This is a genomic window from Metabacillus idriensis (assembly GCF_050483325.1).
Classification (GTDB): Bacteria; Bacillota; Bacilli; order Bacillales; family Bacillaceae; genus Bacillus_P; species Bacillus_P idriensis_A.
The window spans coordinates 32,175-51,070 of sequence record NZ_JBCMYF010000027.1 but is presented as its reverse complement, the minus strand read 5'-3'; the positions used below and the strand labels follow the sequence as shown (position 1 = coordinate 51,070).

The window sequence follows — 18,896 nt, the reverse complement described above, 5'->3', positions numbered from 1 at the left end:
CAAGCCAGGCATCATCGAATGATAGCCTATTATTTAGTATTGAAGGATTTCCTGGCAGGTGTATTGTTAATAATATAGTAGCTTAAAATTAATATGAGGATAACCAAAGCATGCAATAATGTCTTGAATGGGTCGTGATGATCAACAATAATTAAGCGGATCATTGCTGTAATGCCAATATAGAGAAAGTATCGCATCGGAAAATGGTAGTCTTCGCGGAAATATTTTACGATCATTGAGATAAATTCAAAATAGAGAAAAAAGACAAGGATTTGTTCGAGGAAATGTTGAAAATCAAGTTTATCAGATGTGACAATGAATTCTAAAAAATGAAGGATTTCTTTAGCCATTAAAATACATAAAACCGTCGCAAGTATGATTAATGATGCATTTAAGATAAATTGTAATATTGATGGAACAGCGATACGAATAGCCGGAAGTTTACTAAACTCAAACATCGCTTTTTGCGAGGTAATCCTCCATGTCTCCCTCATTCATTGATAGCCCCCTTTATCTTCGCAGACACAAGCCTGCATGATTATTCATGAATCGGAGTCTTGGCTTAAAAGCATCTTTATTCATACCTTGCCATCAAAGTTCAGTGACACTCTTTACTAATCTTACAATTGTTTCACAAGTCATCTGTCTACAAGGAATTTTGTTCCTTACTAATAGTCAGATCATCTTATCATTATCATGAATTTAATATATATTATCACTTAAAATGGAATTACAGTTGAAAAATGGTACATTATCTGCCGTATAAAATAAAATTATCCTCATGGTACGAAAAAAAAGCCCTTCCAATTGAAAGGGCTTTTTGGTTCATCCTCCATTTACTGTCCACTTTGTTCTTTGGGCTCTCCTCTTTGAGGAATTTCCACTCCAAGCTTTCCGAGTTGTTCTTGGGCTTCTTCCCGGGTAATCTCACCAGCTCTTTGCTGTTCCATGATGCTTTGAACTTTAGCTCTCGTCTCCTCATCCAGATCGGAAAACATTTCCCCCGGGTTTCCTTTTCCTTGCGGCATCTGTCCCCCGCCAGGTCCTCCCATTCCTCCTGGACCGGAGCTTTTTGCGGTTGTCACTCCTGATTCGTCGAGCCATGTAACAGAATCTGAAATCTTGAACTCTACTACTTTTATTCCGTCTTGATAGTCTCCTTCTGCATAAAGGCCATTACTTTTTTTGCCTGTCGATGTTCCTTCTGAGTAAAGGGTATAAGAAGCATCCTTTGTCAGGTTTGGCGAACTGATAAGGAGCGATTGATAGTCTTTTTCCGGTGCAGCCGTTACGATTGTGTTTCCTTTGCTGTCTTCAAGATGAAGGAGCGTCCCTGCTGCTTGGGTCTCAGGATAACTCATCAGGATGGCGTTTTGTGATGATTCTTCTGAAGTTGCCATCGCCATCCCTGAGCTTCCGGCAGCGATCAGGAATCCGCCGCTCATGTTAAAGCTTTGGTCATAATCCAGAGAACCATTGCCATCATTCGTTGGCCCGCTGACAATCACAGTACCGTCTGTCATGGAAATGGATCCATTTGAATCGAGTCCATCACCGCCTGAATTGACATAGATATAGCCGCCATTGATGGAAAGAAGATTGCCTTCAATTTCTGTTTGCTGCATATCCATGCCTGAACCGTCGTTGCCTCCTCCAATGTTTATGCCATCATCACTTGCATTAATATGGATTTTCCCATCTGCGATCGTGATGGCTTCGCTTTCTAATCCTTCATAGCTTTTAGTTATGTGAATGCTTCCGCCTTTGGTGAGAATGGATCCATCTGCATGAATGCCGTCATCACCTGAAGCTGCTTTTAAATCTCCACCTGTAATGGTGATTGAGTTATTGCTGTGAACAGCATCATCGAATGAATCCAGGTTAAAGCTGCCTCCCCCGATTGCCACTTCTACAGCTGCCTTCAGCCCTTTTGCACTTTCAGTTTCTGTATCCGAACTGGCACTATCTGTGCTTGTATTCATTTCTCCCGGTGCTTGTCTGTTATTTTCACGGCTGGCTATCCTTTCCGGACTGCCGCCGCCAGTTGAAATGGTAAAATCTCCATCTGCGATCAGCAGTGAAGTCTCTGCCTGGATCCCGTCGCTTGCTGTCTCGATGTCAAAGGTTCCTCCTTCAATGACAATTTCGGCTTTTGAAGCATCTTTGTCATTCGTGGACTTCATGCCGTCTCCACCCGCTTTAATAGTGACATTCCCTTCTTTAATAGCCAGAAGGTCTCGTCCCATTAATCCATCATCAACAGAATCAATTTCGATTGTTCCGCCTGTAATTTTTAATTGATCTTTACTGGTAATCCCGTTGTTGTAATTACCTCGCACGACTAGTTTCCCGCTGCCATTAATGGTCAGATCGTCCTTGCTGAACAGGGCGGCGTTCGGTTCATCTTCTTCTGAATCCTCATACACATATTTTGTACCATCTGACAAATAGTTTTCTGTCCCTTCCTCTAGTGAAACAATTGTTTTTTCTGCCTGTTTCACATAGATTGGAGAATTAGCAGCAGAATTAATCTCTGCACCATTTAAAACGAGTCTAACGCTCCCTTTATCCTCTGCATCGACAATGATTTGCCCATCGTCCAGCTTTCCGCTGATCGTATAAACACCAGAGGTCCTAATCGTGATGATGTTATCGCTGATGACCACTCCGCCATCGCCTTCAAAGCTTGCATCACTTCCATTCAGTTGAATAGACGTTGCATTTTCCCACTTGCTGTAAAAGTCTTCATCAGAATACGTTGCCTTCTCACTTATGACACTGGCTATTTCCTGATTGCCGATCGTACTCAAGCTCTCGGCTTTGGCTATAGAATTACCTGTGGTGTCCACGCTTTCTGAATTGCTGCTGCAGGCAAATAAAAACGCCGTGCACATAAGGGATGCCGTAACTTTTATGAATGTAGAATGTTGTTTTTTCATCATTAGCTCCTTTTCTTCAATAAACTCTCAACTGTTTGCTATGAGTCACATTATTAAGGACGAAGCTTAAACAAACCTTAAAAAAGATATGCTGAATAAAATTTGCTTTTATTTCAATTGATCCTATAATCTAACGTATCTGATTAAATAAGCGATAGATTAAAAAGGAGAGCGGGATATGAAAGTATTAATCATTGAAGATGACAAATATCTCTCTGAATCAATATGTGAAACCATAAAGGATATGTTCGAAACAGAGCAGGCTTTCGATGGCGAGGAAGGGCTGTATCTTGCTGAACAAAATATTTTTGATGCCATTATTTTGGATATCATGCTGCCGCATCTGAACGGCTATGAAGTATTGCAAAATTTAAGAAAGCAAAACATCACAACACCTGTTATCATGCTGACAGCCAAAGATGGAATTGATGACAAGATTCAGGGCTTTAAAGTAGGCGCCGACGACTATTTAGTGAAACCATTCCACCGGGAAGAGCTATTATTGAGGCTTGAGGCTATGGTGAGGAGATCTGGAGGATTGCTGAAGGAGAATATCCTTACTTTTAAGGAATTGCGATTAAATATTAAAAACAAATCCGCAGACATTAATGGCGAAGCCGTAAAACTAAATGGGAAACAATTCGATTTGCTTGAGTATTTGCTAAGTAATAAAAATACGATCTTAACAAAGGAACAAATTTTTGACCGGATATGGGGATTTGAGTCAGATACCTCTACTACTGTTGTGGAAGTATACGCCAGCAATCTACGGAAAAACCTTAAAAAGTATGGCTACGACCAATATATAAAAACCTTCCGCGGATTAGGCTACATGCTGACCGACAATGGTGAGGGCCATGTTTAATAAGACGATCTTCAGGAAACAGCAGCTGAAATTTATGTTATTTAACTTGATTGCTTTCACTGTAATTTTTGCCATTTTTAGTATCATCATTTTCAGCCAGGTTCAACGGACGTTATTTTCAAAAACAGACGAGGAACTGTTATCATTTAAAGAAATGATGATAGATAACACTCCAGACGGCTTAATGCCTCCTCGGCCAAAAGGAGGTATAGACGAAACTTCGCCTGCCAAAGAAAGGCAAAGAAAGGCGCCAAATCCCAGAATCATCGTCGTACATTGGGATCACGCAGGGAACATACTTAATGAAAATGAAATCGGAACATTGTTCTTTGAAAATTATCTCCAAGATTATGAACTTGATAAAAGTCAGCTGGATGAGATCACGATGACGGCGATCCATGATCTTTACCATTTTAGATATCTGCTTTTTACAGACAACAATGACCAGGATGAAATTGCCTATACTCAGCTCATGATCAATGTTGATGCAGAACAAACAATCATATCTAACTTCGAAAAACTGATTATCATTTGTTCTGCCATCTTCATCGTTCTCTCTATTTCCGCAAGTTTTATTTTATCAAGAAAAATGATGAAGCCCATTATTCATTCCTGGAATAAGCAGGCAGAGTTTGTTGAAAATGCTTCGCATGAACTCAGGACTCCGTTAACCATTATTCAAAATAAGCTGGAGCTGCTGCTTACAGCGCCGCAAAAAAGAATCGCGGACAAGTTTGAAAATATAGCCCTGAGCTTATCTGAAACTCGGCGATTGTCCAAGCTGACTTCCGATTTATTAACCTTGGCGAGAGCGGATTCAGAGGAAACACAGCTTATTAAGCAGCCCATACACATTGATCCATTTATCCAAGATGTATGTGCTCCCTATAAGGAAATTGCCGAGTCACAGGAAAAGCATTTTTGGCTGAATTTAAACTGTTCTTTTACGATAGAAGCAGACGAAACCCGTCTTCATCAGCTGTTAGTAATTTTACTGGACAATGCCTTAAAATACACTTCTGCAAACGATAGTATTGGAGTAAAAACATATGAAGAAGATCAGAAAGTAGTGGTTGAAGTCAGCGATAAGGGAATTGGGATCAAAGAAGAAAATATCCAATACATTTTTGACCGCTTTTATCGCGAAGACAAAGCCAGATCAAGAGAAACAGGCGGCATGGGACTAGGATTATCAATTGCCCAGTGGATTGTAGCGAAGCACAGCGGGACGATAAAAGTGAGTAAAAACCAGAATAAAGGCACCACCTTTCTAGTAAAGCTTCCAAAGTAGGAGATCACATACACGTGATCTCCTTTTTTAATCTCCTAAACTCTTTTAAGGTTTGTTTAAGGTTCGTCCTTAATAATGTGATTCATAGAGCGGCAGTAAAAAGGAGAATGTTGAACATGGAAGCTATGAGCAAAAACTGCGTTAAGGGCAGAACGGAATTAAAACATGAAATGACGAAGATGGACTGCTATCTTCTAAGAAATAAATTAAAGCATGTCATGAAAGCCGATCCTCATGCCAAAAAAGATGGCAAGTATTTCATTCGAAGTGTTTATTTCGATAACTTTGACAACAAAGTTCTAACCCAGAAAAAAGAGGGTTTTTATGAACGTGATAAGTTCCGGGTAAGATTGTATGACTACAACATGGACTTCCTCAACCTGGAAAAAAAGAGCAAGCGGAATAATCTTACGTACAAACAAAAATGCAGCATCACAGCATGTGAGTACGAAAGAATGCGAAAGGGAGACATTTCATGGATGGAGCATGATTCAAGATTGCTTCTCCAAGATTTATTTATCCAAATGAACTTGTTTCAGTTAAAACCACTAACGGTCGTCGACTATGAAAGAGAAGTGTTTATTTATGAAAATGGAAATGTCCGCGTAACCTTTGACAGCTCCATAAAAACAAGCTTTCGGAATAACGATGTGTTAAACCCGGATTTAGCCATGGTAGATACGAACCCTGATATCGTCATTCTTGAAGTAAAATACGACGAGTATATACCGGATGTGATTAAATATTTGCTTCAGCTTGGCGACAGACGGAAAGGTACGTATTCGAAATATCAAATCAGCAGAATGTTCGGCTGAAAATAAATGATCTTTGGAGGATTAATAATGGATACAACTAATTTTAAGGATATTTTTAAATCCAGCATTTTAGAAAAGACAAGCAGCTTTTCAATTATCGATTCCCTTATTGGATTACTAGTAGCTTTTGCAGTGGGATTATTTATTTATTTTGTGTATAAGAAAACATTCACAGGTGTCATTTACTCTCACACCTTTAATATTTCCTTGATCATTATGTCAATGGCTACCGCATTAATTATTATCGGGATTTCATCCAACGTTCTATTATCACTGGGTATGGTCGGCGCATTATCGATTGTTCGTTTTAGAACTCCCATTAAAGACCCTATGGATATTGTTTATATTTTCTGGGCGATTGTTTCCGGTATTTTATGCGGTGCAGGCTTCATTCCGCTCGTCATTATCGGTTCGATTTTAATCGGGTTCGTCTTGATCCTGTTTATTAACCGCATTACTGTTGAAAATCCATATTTATTAGTCATCCGCTACAATGAAACATCCATTGAAAACTCTCTTGAACATGTGATTTCAGGACACGCAAAAAAACATTCCCTTAAATCTAAATCGGTTATGCCCGGAAATGATTTTGAAGTGACCTACGAAATCCGCGTCAAAGAAAATGACATGAGTTTTATGAATCATATTTCACGCATGGAAGGTGTAAAATCAGCGATTATGTTAAGCTATGACGGCAATTTTACGGCTTAAATAAAAGACAAGTGGTAAACAGACAAGGCGGGAAAAGTATTCACTTTGCCCGCCTTGTTTAAATATGTACTTGTAAAAAACGTCCATTTCATTGATTAAATATACATTGATAAAACCGGGAAGCTGTGATATATTACTATAGAAACACAATTTTAAACTAAAATAACATAAATTTATCCCTATCTTAATCTTACAACACAACCCCCTCTTCCGTCAACCCTTTTTTAAAAATTTTTTTAAAGGAGTGATATGAATGAACAATGCACTTCGGCAGGAGCAGGAACGATTAGACCAGGTGACCGGGACCATTACGGAGCAAATCGGCAAGCTTACAGATGAAACAGGACGGCGCCGGAAAGAAGTAGTCCATATTCAAAAACACTTCTGGGATGAAGTGAAAGTAAATACAGATACTTTTGACGATTATCTTGAGACGATCATCGGGTTAAGGCAGCAGGCTCAAGCCCTGACCGTAAGCCAGAGCACCCACAGGCACGCCAAAAGCAGGCTGTCTGTCCTGCAGCGTATGCAAAAAACGCCTTATTTTGGTCGCATCGATTTCACGGAAGAAGGAACACAGGAAGCCGAAAGAGTCTATATCGGCATCTCAACGCTCACGGATCCAAGCGGAGAGAACTTCCTGATTTACGACTGGAGGGCGCCGGTCTCGAGTGTCTACTACGATTATCCGCCCGGTCCAGCTGAATACACGACTCCCGGAGGCGTAATCAAAGGCAATCTGGAGAAAAAGTGGCAGTATATCATCCGCGGAGGCGTTGTCGAATCGTTGTTCGATACGAGTCTTACTATTGGAGACGAGATTTTACAGCAGGTGCTTGGAAAAGGAACAGACAAACATATGCACAGCATAGTGGCCACCATTCAACAAGAGCAAAACCGGATTATCAGGCATGTCAGCAGCAGACTGCTCATTGTGCAGGGTGCTGCAGGCAGCGGCAAAACATCGGCTGCCATGCAGCGGATTGCATACTTGCTCTACAAATATCGGGATCGTCTGAAGGCTGATCAAATTATTCTTTTCTCCCCTAATTCAATGTTTAACAGCTACGTATCCAACGTCCTGCCTGAGCTTGGCGAAGAAAATATGCAGCAGGTTACGTTTCAGGAATACTTGAACCACAGGCTGAGCAGTACATTTGAAGTCGAGGATCCTTATGAGCAATTGGAATATGTGCTGACTGAAACTGATGACCCTTCCCATTCAACAAGGAATGCGAGCATTCGATTTAAGGCATCGGTCCAATTTTTCGAGACAGTTAAAACATACAGTCAATCTCTTGAAGCGTCCGGCATGATTTTTAAAGGAATAAAATTTAGAGGAAAACCATTTGTCTCAGCCAAACAAATTGAAGACAGGTTTTACAGCAGCGATACCTCTATCCGCTTTTCCAACAGAATCGAGAAGCTCAAAGAATGGCTGAGTGAAAAAATCGATAAAACAGAGAAAGCCGAGCTTACCATGCCGTGGGTACAGGAAGAAATTGAGCTCCTCAGCAAAGATGAGTATCAAAAGGCTTTTGCCTATTTAGAGAAAAATCAGGGTTCCGATGTCGAACTTGATGATTACGAAAAAGAGATCAAGGTGCTCGGCCGGATGGTAGTACGCAAGAAGCTGAAGCCGCTTCGAAAATGGGTTCAGTCGCTTCGTTTCGTCGACTTTACCGCTATTTACAGGCAGCTTTTTTCAAACCCTGAAAGCATCAAAAGGTGGATTGGGGGGACCACACCTGAGGAGTGGGATGATATTTGCCAAATGACCATGAACATGCTTGATGAAGGCAGGCTGTTTTACGAAGATGCCCCGCCGTTTTTATATTTGAAAGAGCAGATTCAGGGGTTTCAGACTAACACCTCTATTAAGCATGTCCTTGTAGACGAAGCACAGGACTATTCGCCTTTTCAATTTGAGTTTTTGAAACGTTTGTTTCCTTTGGCAAAAATGACCGTGCTCGGTGACTTTAACCAGGCCATCTTTGTTCACGCAAGCGAAATGTCCGATTTTCACCAGCTTACCGGCTTATACGGACCCGATGAAACTGAAGCGATCCTCTTAAACCGAAGCTACAGATCCACAAAACCGATTACAGAATTCACACGGAGACTCGTTCCAAGCGGCGAACAAATTGTTGCTTTCGAACGGGGCGGCGAGATGCCTGAGCTGACCCAAGTATCCTGCCATGCCGAGCTTCACCGCTGCATCGCTTCCAAAATCGCTGACTTTCAGAAGCGGGGGTACCATTCGATCGCGATCATATGCAAATCCGCTGCCGAGAGCTCCCATGCTTTCAACGCATTAAGAAACATCGAAGACCTTAAGCTGGTAAAAAGCGGCTCAGCTGAATACGAGCAAGGTGTTGTTGTCATCCCTGCGTATTTGGCCAAGGGCATCGAATTTGACGCCGTCATCATCTATGACGCATCTGCACAAGTGTACGGTGATGAGAGCCTTCGCAGATTGTTTTACACTGCCTGCACACGGGCTTTGCATCACTTGCAGCTGTACAGTTTAGGCGAGCCAAGTCCTTTTTTGCAAGAACCGGAAAGCTTCATTCAGAGCCCTTAAAGAACTTGCAGAGCCAAGAAAAGAACGAAAAAGGAAGGAAAGGCATACATTCTGCCTTCCCTTCCTTTTTTAATCCTATTTCGCATTCGCATCAGGCTGATGAATCCCAAAGATATTGCCTTCAGTATCATGGTAATACCCTTGCCATGCCATTCCGGGAAGCGCATACTTCGGCAATGCTACTTTGCCGCCATTCTCAATTATTTTAGCTTCCGTTACATCGTAATTTTCTACTCCCATAGTACAGGAAAATCCATTTAACGGCTGATTTTGTTCCGGTGGAGGACCTTGTCTCTGCATCAAAGCACCATTGATTCCAAGTTCATTCTCATCGCCTGTCACTGCTCCGAAATAAGGCAGACCTGCATACTCACTCCAGTCCTGAAATGTCCAGCCGAATACCTCTCCGTAAAACGTCTTTGCGCGTTCCATGTCATTTACGTGAATTTCAAAGTGAACTAATCTGCCCATGATTTCCTCCCATATCCCGCTATATTTTCTGATGATTTTCATAATACTTCTTTATAGTAAATCAATCTCTAGATCAAGTTCAATGATTTATCTTATTTTCTTACAAAATCCTTGAATGATAAAAACTTTCTTACATACTTCTTTTGCATCCTGCAATCATTGTGGAGCTCTATTTCACATATACAACCCTAAAATATCAACTCCAAATATCTCACGACAGACAACCATAAGTAGTTAAAAACCTTAATATTCTCCCTTAATGACAAAAAACGAGCCCCGGATGGTTCCAGCGAGTTTAGACTTCTGCCTGGCAAACTTAAACTTGCCATCTAACTCCTTTGGCACCTCCATTCCCTCTGACAGCTTAAAACCCACTGCCCGCTTCTTCTGATCATCAACCGTATACATGACGTTGACCGCGAGACCATCTTCATAAAAGACGTAGGCAAATTTAATATTTGCCACTTGAAACCTGGACGTTTCAAGCGGTTTGGCCGCAAACTCGATATCACGTTCTTCCTTTAAAATCCGGTTCACATAATCGATTGTCTCCAAGCTTTCACCCGCTGGTTCAACCGCAAATTCGTGTTTGTATTTGTTCATAAAGTACCGGGCTTCATTGGCCCGTAGACCAGCAAGCGCTTCTGCTGCAGGCGAAGACTCTAAACCAGCCGCAGACACATTTTTAAAATCAACGATACAGGACATCTCAAATCCCTCCTTTTGATTATTTCCTGACAACAGGAATCCACATTTCACCATAAATCATGCCGTTTCGATGCTCAATCTCAACGCTTGCATTTGGTCCGCCAACATAGGCAACATCCTTTGCTTCTGGAAGGACTTGATCAAAAGCAACAGCAGCAAGCTTGTTATTCAAATCATCCGCTGTCTTTCCTTCCCCTTTAACCACTACGTATTCCCCTTTTGGAAATTGGATTATTCTCGCTTCTTCTGGTGCTTGTTCCTCTGTCATGACACCGGCATAATGCATCATCTTGTTATTTACCGCTTCATTCACAGCAAAAACGTAGTCATTGGAAGCCGTAGATTTTAAAGCATCCAGTCTTCCATCTCGGCTGACAGCTTCCCAAAAATCGGATTTTTCTTTGTTTATGCCTTCATAGTCTGTGTAATCACTCTTAAGCTCAGTTCCAAGACCGATCACGGTAAAGCCATCTTTTTCTTCCAGCGTATAAGTCGCCATTTACAATCCCTCTTTTCTGCATTTTTTCAATGATTTGTATTATTCACTTGCTAGGTATATCATAATCTTAAATCATGTCAAATAATGATACTGTTTAGGAGCCCTCATGAAAAAAGTTGAACGGATCAATATCATCATGCGGTATATCAACAACCGCGCAAGTTTTACCATTTCTGAAATTATGCGGGAGTTTAACATCTCCCGTTCGACAGCTATTAGAGATATTAGAGAAATTGAGGCTTTGGGGATGCCGCTTGTGGCTGAGGTTGGAAGAGATGGGGGTTATTTTGTCATGCACAACTCCGTCCTGCCGGATGTTCGCTTTACCAACAATGAGGTCAAAGCACTATTTATTGCTTTTATGGCCACAAGAAACCAGCAGCTTCCATATCTGAAGAGCCGTCAGTCACTAGCTGAAAAATTACTTGGCCTCCTATCCAAAAATCAGCAGGATGACCTCGTTCTTTTAAATCAAATCCTGCTTTTTGAAGGGACCAATCCCCATAACCCTGACCTGCTTGATCTGTCTGACCTCCCACATCCCATGTTAGAAACACTCATCCAAACCCTTCTTACAGACAGCTATCTATTCATCACTATTAAAGCAGAGAAGGTAACAGAGTCATATCCAATTTATCTCTTGCACCTTTATCGTGAAAAAAGCGCATGGTTAATCGAAGGCTATGACTTAATAGAAGAAAAAAAGAAAATCATTCCTGTTGACCATCTTACTGATGTCAAACCCTATCCGCCGAAAAAAAGGGTCAGCAAGAAAAAAATCTTAAAAAAACTTAGCAAGCAGGAACAAGCCATCAACCTCGTCCTTGAGCTTGGTCCAAACGCGATTGCCCAGTTCAAAAAATACCACCCTTTAAAGCTTTCACTTTCCTATACGAATCCATACCAGACCACAGCCATTCTAAAGACCTTTATCAATGTGAATAAGCTTGAAGAACTGACCGAACTAACCAATTGGCTGCTTTTTCTAGGCACTGATGTCAAGGTCAGGGAAATGCCTGAGGAAGTCTTGGAGGTTTTACATGAGAGAGCAGGCTTGTATCGATCATAGACTTTTGGCTGACAGAGAAACGGAAAAAGGCAACTTCTCATATGAGATAGTTGCCTTTTTTCAAAATCACTGTGCCATACACTTGGGTGCTGACGGGTATATTATATTCTTAAGACTTTTTCAAAAACCAGACTTTATCAAAAATTGTTCCGGCAGCAAAGGATCCTAATGCTGAATTATATTCCCTGCTTTTTGAGACTTACATCCTGTCACTGTTTTCTTCTTCAAAGCGTTCAAGCAAAGCCCTCACGTCATCTGTTGATTTCGTGTTCATCAATTGATTTCGCAGTTCAGCAGCTCCAGGGAATCCTTTGACATAAATTTTGAAAAAGCGGTGAAGCCCCGTGACAGAACGCGGCACTTCTTCTGCATATTGATCCTGAAGATCAAGCTGCAGTCTTAAAAGGTCAAGGTATTCTTTGCTGCTGTGTTCTTTTGGCTCTTTTTCAAAGGCAAACGGATTTTTAAAGATCCCCCGGCCGATCATGACGCCGTCAATTCCGTATTGTTCTGCAAGCTGCAGTCCGGTTTGCCGGTCAGGGATGTCGCCGTTGATGGTCAGCATCGTGTTTGGTGCGATGCGGTCACGCAGTTTTTTGATTTCCGGGATGAGCTCCCAATGCGCATCGACCTGGCTCATTTCGTCTCTTGTACGCAAATGAATGGAAAGGTTGGCTATGTCCTGTTTCAGGATATGCCCAAGCCACTCCTCCCACTCCTCTATCTTCTTAAAGCCAAGCCTTGTCTTCACGCTGACAGGCAGGCCGCCTGCTTTCGCCGCTTGAATAAGTTCTGCCGCGACGTCCGGACGCAGAATCAGACCGCTGCCTTTTCCTCTTGATGCCACGTTCGGGACAGGGCAGCCCATATTGATATCGATTCCTTTAAAGCCCATTTCCGCCATGCCAATGCTCATTTGACGGAAATAGTCGGGATTATCTCCCCATATATGTGCAACCATTGGGTGTTCATCTTCAGTAAACGTCAAGCGGCCGCGCACACTTTTCAAACCCTCAGGATGACAATAGCTGTCCGAGTTTGTAAACTCGGTAAAAAATACATCCGGACGGCCTGCTGCACTGACTACGTGACGGAACACAACATCTGTCACGTCCTCCATTGGGGCAAGTACAAAAAATGGCTTCGGCAGATCACGCCAAAAATTATTGATCATGTCAAACTCAAATCCTCTCAAAATGGATACTGCTTCAAAAAATATTCTTTTACACTTATATCATGTTTCCTGACTGTTTATCAATCTCTGCTTATTAATAAATTTTTGGAAAACCAAATAAAAAAAAAAGCAGATGGAATAGAATGTTTCTATCTCAGCTGCTTTCCTATTATACCAATTTCAGACACGCGACCGCTTCACAATGTGTCGTATGCGGAAACATATCCACCGGCTGCACTTCCACCGTTGCATAGCCGCCATCCTCCAGCACGTTCAAATCACGTGCAAGAGTTGCCGGGTTGCAGCTTACATACACAACCTTATTCGGTTTCATATCCAAAATCGTCTGCAGTAAGGCTTCATCGCACCCTTTACGAGGCGGATCGACCACAATCACATCCGCTGCATTTCCTTCTTCATACCATTTCGGAATGACAACTTCAGCTTCTCCGACTGCAAATGCTGCATTTTCAATTCCGTTCAATGCTGCGTTGCGTTTGGCATCTTCAATGGCTTCAGGTACGATTTCAACGCCGAACACTTTCTTAGCCTTTTGAGCTAAAAACAACGAGATTGTACCAATTCCACAATAAGCATCAATGACTGATTCTTCACCGTTCAAATCGGCATACTCCAGCGCTTTGTCATACAAAACTTTCGTCTGCTCAGGGTTAACCTGATAGAAAGATCGCGCTGAGATGGCAAATTTGATGTCTCCGATGTAGTCGTAAATGTATTCTTCACCCCAGAGCACGGTTGTTTTGTCGCCAAAGATGACGTTTGTTCGTTTTGGGTTAACATTTTGGACGATGGACTTGATGGCCGGAAATTGAGCTATGATGTCGTCGATGATGGCTTTTTTGTTCGGGAAGTCAGGTGTCCGGGTGATGAAAACGACCATCATTTCGTTTGTCACGATGCCGAGGCGGACCATGATGTGACGGAGCCAGCCTTTGTTTTTCTTTTCGTCGTAGGCGCGGATGCCGTGATGGTTTGCGATAGCTTTTATCGCTGCAACAACTTCATCGTTCTCACTTTGCTGGATGAGGCACTGTTCCATGTCGATGATTTCATGGGAGCGCTGCTGGTAGAAGCCCGCGATGAGACCGCCTTCTCGTTCTCCGACAGGGACCTGTGCTTTGTTGCGGTAGTTCCACGGGTCTTGCATGCCGAGTGTAGGGTGAACCGTGACATTGTCCAGATTCAGCTTGCCGATTCGTGCGAGCACTTCTTTGACCTGCTTATGCTTAAAGTCAAGCTGGCCCTGGTAGCTTAAGTGCTGCAGCTGGCAGCCGCCGCATTGTTTATAAATCGGGCACGGGGCATCGGTGCGGTGTGAGCTTTCCTCGTGCAGCTCGACAAGGCGTCCGAATGCGTAGCCTTTATTGATTTTCGTGACTTTGATCTGGCCTTTTTCGTTTGGCAGGGCGTTTGGTACGAAGATTGGGTAGCCTTCGATTTTCGCGACGCCTGATCCATCGTGTGTCAGGTCTTCAAAGGTCACGTCGTAGTATTCGTTTTTTTGTACAGGCGCTATTGCCTTTGTCATGATAACCTTCCTTTGTGTTTACTGATTATATAGAAAAGCGGAAGCGCCTGTTTAGCTCCGGTTGCAGAAAAGGATCCGACGGAAAAGTACGGTTTTGACTTTTTTGGCGGAGCCGTTCTGACCGGGGAGTTAGGCGCTGGAGCCAGACATGATAACTTAATTCAAACCGTTACTCACATTTTATCACACAGCAGACATAAGAAAAACTTGGCGCAGGGCCAAGTTTCTATTCGTCCATGGACTGTGCTTTAGCAAGCGGCATGAGGACGTCGATGTGTCGGTACATGTTGACGAATTCGCCCGGCAGATCGCCGCCGTATTCGCCGTCTAAGTTTAATTGCATTTTTTGAGCGGATGTTACTTTGACTCGATTTGCAGTTGTGTAAATGATGTTGCTGTCGCTGATATGCTCACCGCGGAGGGCAAGACTTGCGACCCGGATGAAATCGGCAAGGTTTGCTTTTTTCAAGATCAGCAGGTCGAACATGCCGTCGTTCAGCTTGCTGTCCGGCGCTAGCTTTTCAAAGCCTCCGACAGAATTTGTGAGTGAAACGAGAAACAGCATGATTTCGCCTTTGAACAGCTTTCCGTCGTATTCAATTTCTACTTCAGCAGGACGGATGGAAGGCAGCATTTCGATGCCTTTCAGGTAGTAAGCGAGCTGGCCAAGGACGGTTTTCAGCTTGCTTGGGACTTCATATGTGAGTTCTGTAAGACGTCCGCCGCCTGCGATGTTGACGAAGTAGTGGCCGTTGACGCGTCCGATGTCAATCGCTCTTGCTTCGCCTGCAAGGATGGATTCTACTGCTGTTAAGATATTGTCGCGCGGGATTCCGATTGCACGCGCAAAGTCGTTTGTTGTTCCAACGGGAATTACGCCAAGCTGAGGTCTTTCTTCAAGGTCAGCAAGTCCGTTGACCACTTCATTTACGGTGCCGTCTCCGCCTGCTGCAATGACAAGGTCAAAGCCGCGTTCGCCTGCGTCCCTCGCTGCCTGGATGGCGTCGCCTTCACAGGTTGTCGCGTGGCATGACGTTTCGTAGCCGGCTATTTCAAATTTCTGAAGAACTTCAGGTAATTGTTTTTTAAAGGCTTCGCGCCCTGATGTTGGATTATAGATTATTCTTGCTCTTTTCATTTTCCCCATCATCCTAAGTCAGAATGTATTTCCATGATTTGTTGTATCTAACAAACCATCAATTATACTACACCTTTTTTGTTAGATACGCAAACCCTAGAACTAGTATAGCCAAAGCCGGATAAAAACAACGGCGCCATACGTGATGTTCACTCGCGGCGCCGTCTCTGGGTTTTATCGTTTCTGAATTTCCTCAAGTAAAAGCTTGTTGACCATCGGAGGGTTCGCCTGCCCTTTAGTTGCTTTCATGATTTGACCGACAAGGAAACCGATCGCTTTTTGTTTGCCGCTTTTGAAGTCCTCGATGGATTGCGGATTCGCATCCAGTGATTCGTTCACGATTTTGCGGAGCGTGCCTTCGTCAGAGATTTGGACAAGTCCTTGATCCTTAACGATTTGCTCGGCATTGCCGCCTTTTTCAATCAGTTCTTTGAACACTTTTTTCGCGATTTTCGTTGAAATTGTGCCGTTTTCGATGAGCTTGATCATGCCTGCAAGTCCTTCTGGTGTAAGAGCCACATCCTGAAGCTCTTTGCCTTCAGCATTCAAGTAGCCGCTCACTTCACCCATCAGCCAGTTGGAAGCCTGCTTAGCGTCTGCTTCTTTTGCAACCGTTGCTTCAAAGAAATCGGACATTTCTTTTGTCAAAGTCAGGACCTGTGCATCATATGATGGCAGGCCAAGCTCTTTGACGTAGCGCTTTTGACGCTGGTCCGGAAGCTCAGGAATTGTTGATCGAATGCGTTCTTTCCACTCATCATCAATGTAGAGGGACACAAGGTCCGGCTCAGGGAAGTAGCGGTAGTCGTCAGATCCTTCTTTGACGCGCATCAGGAGTGTTTTTCCTGTAGCCTCATCAAAACGGCGGGTTTCCTGCTCGATGATGCCGCCTGATAAAAGAACTTCTTCCTGGCGCTTTACTTCATGCTCAAGGCCTCTGCGGACAAAGTTGAACGAGTTCAGGTTTTTCAGCTCTGCTTTTGTCCCGAATTTCTCTTGCCCGACTGGACGAAGGGAAATGTTGGCGTCACAGCGGAGTGATCCTTCTTCCATCTTACAGTCAGAAACACCTGTGTATTGAATGATCGCTTTCAGCTTTTCAAGATAAGCGTAAGCCTCATCAGGTGTGCGGATGTCCGGTTCTGATACGATCTCGATCAGCGGTGTGCCCTGGCGGTTATAGTCACAAAGAGAATAACCGTCGCCTGTATGCGTCAGCTTGCCTGCATCTTCTTCTAAATGAAGGCGGGTAATGCCGATTCGTTTCTTGTAGCCATTCACTTCAATATCAATCCAGCCATGCTCGCCGATCGGCTTGTCAAACTGGGAAATCTGGTAAGCCTTCGGGTTGTCCGGGTAAAAATAGTTTTTGCGGTCGAACTTCGTATCTGTCGCAACTTCACAGTTCAAAGCCATAGCAGCTTTCATGGCGAAATCAACAGCTTCTTTGTTAAGTACCGGCAAAACGCCAGGGTAGCCAAGCTCGATCACGCTTGTGTTTGTATTTGGATCAGCGCCGAAATGGTTCGGTGCGCTTGAGAAAATTTTCGATTCTGTTTTTAATTCAACGTGGACTTCAAGCCCAATGACCGTTTCAAAGTTCATGATTTCACCCCTTACAATTCAGGTTTTGCTTTATGATGGTCGGTTGCCTGCTCAAAAGCATGTGCAACACGGTAAACTGTGCTTTCGTCAAAATGCTTGCCGATAATTTGTAGTCCGAGCGGCAGTCCGTTTGAGAATCCGCAAGGCACGGAGATTCCAGGTACACCTGCAAGGTTCACAGGGATTGTCAAAATATCGTTCGCATACATTGTCATCGGGTCATCTGTTTTTTCGCCTACTTTAAAGGCAGGAGTAGGAGTTGTCGGTCCAACGATGACATCATAGTTTTCAAATACATCTTCAAAGTCTTTTTTGATGAGCGTGCGGACTTGCTGTGCTTTTTTATAGTAAGCATCATAGTAGCCTGAGCTGAGAGCGAATGTTCCAAGCATGATGCGGCGTTTCACTTCATCGCCGAAGCCCTCTGAACGGGACTGCTTGTACAATTCAATCAGGTTCTTCGCATTGTCTGAACGGTAGCCGTAGCGGACGCCGTCAAAACGTGCGAGGTTCGCAGATGCTTCTGATGAAGACAGCAGGTAGTAAGTAGCGAGCGCGTATTTTGAATGAGGCAGAGATACCTCTTCCCATGCTGCACCCTGCGCTTCCAATACTTTTAATGCATCAAGGACAGACTGCTTCACTTCTTCGCTGACGCCTTCGCCAAGGTATTCCTTCGGCACGGCGATTTTGAGGCCTTTAACATCGCCAGTCAATGCAGATAAAAAGTCAGGCACTTCCACGTTTGCTGAAGTTGAATCCATTTTATCGACGCCAGAGATAGCCTGAAGCAGGAATGCATTGTCTTCTACGTTTGTAGTTAATGGCCCGATTTGATCAAGAGACGATGCAAATGCGATCAGTCCAAAGCGTGATACGCGGCCGTATGTAGGTTTTAGTCCAACAACACCTGTGAAGGCTGCCGGCTGGCGAATCGATCCGCCTGTATCTGATCCAAGAGCGAATGGTACCTCTCGAGCTGCAACTGCTGCAGCCGAACCGCCGCTTGATCCTCCTGGAACGGTTTCAAGATTCCATGGATTTTTCGTGACTTTGTAGCCAGAGTTCTCTGTTGAAGAGCCCATTGCGAACTCATCCATGTTTACTTTTCCGATAGTGACAGCTTCTGCTTTTTGAAGATGCTGAACGACGGTTGCGTCATAGATCGGGTCGAAGTTTTCAAGGATTTTACTTGCTGCTGTTGTGCGCAGGTTTTTTGTGACGATGTTGTCTTTTACACCGATAGGCATACCGAACATAAGACCGAATTCACCGCGTGTTCCGATCGCTTCGTCTAATTCCTTTGCATAGGAACGTGCTTTTTCTTCATCTAATGTAAGGAAGGCATTCACTTGATCGTCGACGGCATGAATTCGTTTGTACGATTCGTCAACAAGGTCCGTTACGGTGATTTCTTTTTTATGTAAAAGTGTTTTTAACTCTGACAGTTTATGGTCAAATAATGACATGGTGTCTGC

Annotated in this window: 16 protein-coding genes; 6 read left to right on the top strand and 10 right to left on the bottom strand. The window is 43.4% G+C overall.

Annotated features, from left to right (window positions below; all coding sequences use genetic code 11):
* Positions 1-29: 29 nt before the first annotated feature.
* Both psiE and ABEQ24_RS15410 read right to left on the bottom strand, forming a co-directional pair.
* A complete protein-coding gene (psiE, locus tag ABEQ24_RS15415; protein ID WP_430007642.1) occupies positions 30-458 on the bottom strand; it encodes a phosphate-starvation-inducible protein PsiE in 429 nt (142 codons plus the stop codon).
* 378 nt (positions 459-836) lie between these two features.
* Entirely contained in the window at positions 837-2,939 is a 2,103-nt protein-coding gene (locus tag ABEQ24_RS15410; protein ID WP_430007601.1) for a carbohydrate-binding domain-containing protein, read from the bottom strand.
* A 178-nt stretch (positions 2,940-3,117) separates the two neighbouring features.
* Between ABEQ24_RS15410 and ABEQ24_RS15405 the strand changes: the two genes are divergently transcribed.
* The 5 genes from ABEQ24_RS15405 to helD all read left to right on the top strand — a co-directional run bounded on the left by ABEQ24_RS15405 (position 3,118) and on the right by helD (position 9,205).
* Positions 3,118-3,804: a response regulator transcription factor gene (locus ABEQ24_RS15405; RefSeq protein WP_430007600.1), complete on the top strand. Its 687-nt coding sequence runs from the start codon at positions 3,118-3,120 to the stop codon at positions 3,802-3,804.
* Entirely contained in the window at positions 3,797-5,095 is a 1,299-nt protein-coding gene (locus tag ABEQ24_RS15400) for a sensor histidine kinase (protein WP_430007599.1), read from the top strand. The genes ABEQ24_RS15405 and ABEQ24_RS15400 overlap by 8 nt, the downstream gene beginning before the upstream one ends.
* Positions 5,096-5,211: 116 nt before the next feature.
* On the top strand, positions 5,212-5,910 hold the full coding sequence (locus ABEQ24_RS15395; RefSeq protein ID WP_430007598.1) for a polyphosphate polymerase domain-containing protein: 699 nt from the start codon (positions 5,212-5,214) through the stop codon (positions 5,908-5,910).
* A 27-nt stretch (positions 5,911-5,937) separates the two neighbouring features.
* A complete protein-coding gene (locus tag ABEQ24_RS15390) occupies positions 5,938-6,621 on the top strand; it encodes a DUF4956 domain-containing protein (RefSeq protein WP_430007597.1) in 684 nt (227 codons plus the stop codon).
* Between the two features lie 253 nt (positions 6,622-6,874).
* Positions 6,875-9,205 carry an RNA polymerase recycling motor HelD gene (gene helD, locus ABEQ24_RS15385; RefSeq protein WP_430007596.1) on the top strand — a complete coding sequence of 777 codons (2,331 nt, stop codon included), beginning with the start codon at positions 6,875-6,877 and terminating at the stop codon, positions 9,203-9,205.
* Positions 9,206-9,280: 75 nt separating this feature from the next.
* On the opposite strand, the gene ABEQ24_RS15380 is transcribed toward helD, so the two are convergent.
* The 3 genes from ABEQ24_RS15380 to ABEQ24_RS15370 form a co-directional block, all read right to left on the bottom strand.
* Positions 9,281-9,676: a VOC family protein gene (locus tag ABEQ24_RS15380; RefSeq protein WP_430007595.1), complete on the bottom strand. Its 396-nt coding sequence runs from the start codon at positions 9,674-9,676 to the stop codon at positions 9,281-9,283.
* 243 nt (positions 9,677-9,919) lie between these two features.
* Positions 9,920-10,384, bottom strand: a complete 465-nt coding sequence (locus ABEQ24_RS15375) for a phage tail protein (RefSeq protein WP_430007594.1) — start codon at positions 10,382-10,384, stop codon at positions 9,920-9,922.
* Positions 10,385-10,403: 19 nt separating this feature from the next.
* Positions 10,404-10,883, bottom strand: coding sequence for a GyrI-like domain-containing protein (locus ABEQ24_RS15370; protein ID WP_430007593.1), 480 nt, complete (start codon positions 10,881-10,883; stop codon positions 10,404-10,406).
* 106 nt (positions 10,884-10,989) lie between these two features.
* Between ABEQ24_RS15370 and ABEQ24_RS15365 the strand changes: the two genes are divergently transcribed.
* Entirely contained in the window at positions 10,990-11,952 is a 963-nt protein-coding gene (locus ABEQ24_RS15365; protein WP_430007592.1) for a helix-turn-helix transcriptional regulator, read from the top strand.
* A gap of 199 nt (positions 11,953-12,151) precedes the next feature.
* Here ABEQ24_RS15365 and ABEQ24_RS15360 read toward each other — a convergent pair whose 3' ends face one another.
* The 5 genes from ABEQ24_RS15360 to gatA form a co-directional block, all read right to left on the bottom strand.
* Positions 12,152-13,126 carry a tRNA dihydrouridine synthase gene (locus ABEQ24_RS15360; RefSeq protein ID WP_430007591.1) on the bottom strand — a complete coding sequence of 325 codons (975 nt, stop codon included), beginning with the start codon at positions 13,124-13,126 and terminating at the stop codon, positions 12,152-12,154.
* Positions 13,127-13,295: 169 nt separating this feature from the next.
* A complete protein-coding gene (rlmD, locus tag ABEQ24_RS15355; RefSeq protein WP_430007590.1) occupies positions 13,296-14,675 on the bottom strand; it encodes a 23S rRNA (uracil(1939)-C(5))-methyltransferase RlmD in 1,380 nt (459 codons plus the stop codon).
* Between the two features lie 226 nt (positions 14,676-14,901).
* Entirely contained in the window at positions 14,902-15,813 is a 912-nt protein-coding gene (locus ABEQ24_RS15350; protein ID WP_430007589.1) for a diacylglycerol kinase, read from the bottom strand.
* Positions 15,814-15,987: 174 nt separating this feature from the next.
* Positions 15,988-17,418: an Asp-tRNA(Asn)/Glu-tRNA(Gln) amidotransferase subunit GatB gene (gene gatB / locus ABEQ24_RS15345; protein ID WP_430007588.1), complete on the bottom strand. Its 1,431-nt coding sequence runs from the start codon at positions 17,416-17,418 to the stop codon at positions 15,988-15,990.
* 11 nt (positions 17,419-17,429) lie between these two features.
* Positions 17,430-18,887 (bottom strand): Asp-tRNA(Asn)/Glu-tRNA(Gln) amidotransferase subunit GatA, encoded by a 1,458-nt coding sequence (gatA, locus tag ABEQ24_RS15340; RefSeq protein ID WP_430007587.1) that lies wholly within the window; start codon positions 18,885-18,887, stop codon positions 17,430-17,432.
* Positions 18,888-18,896 lie beyond the last annotated feature (9 nt).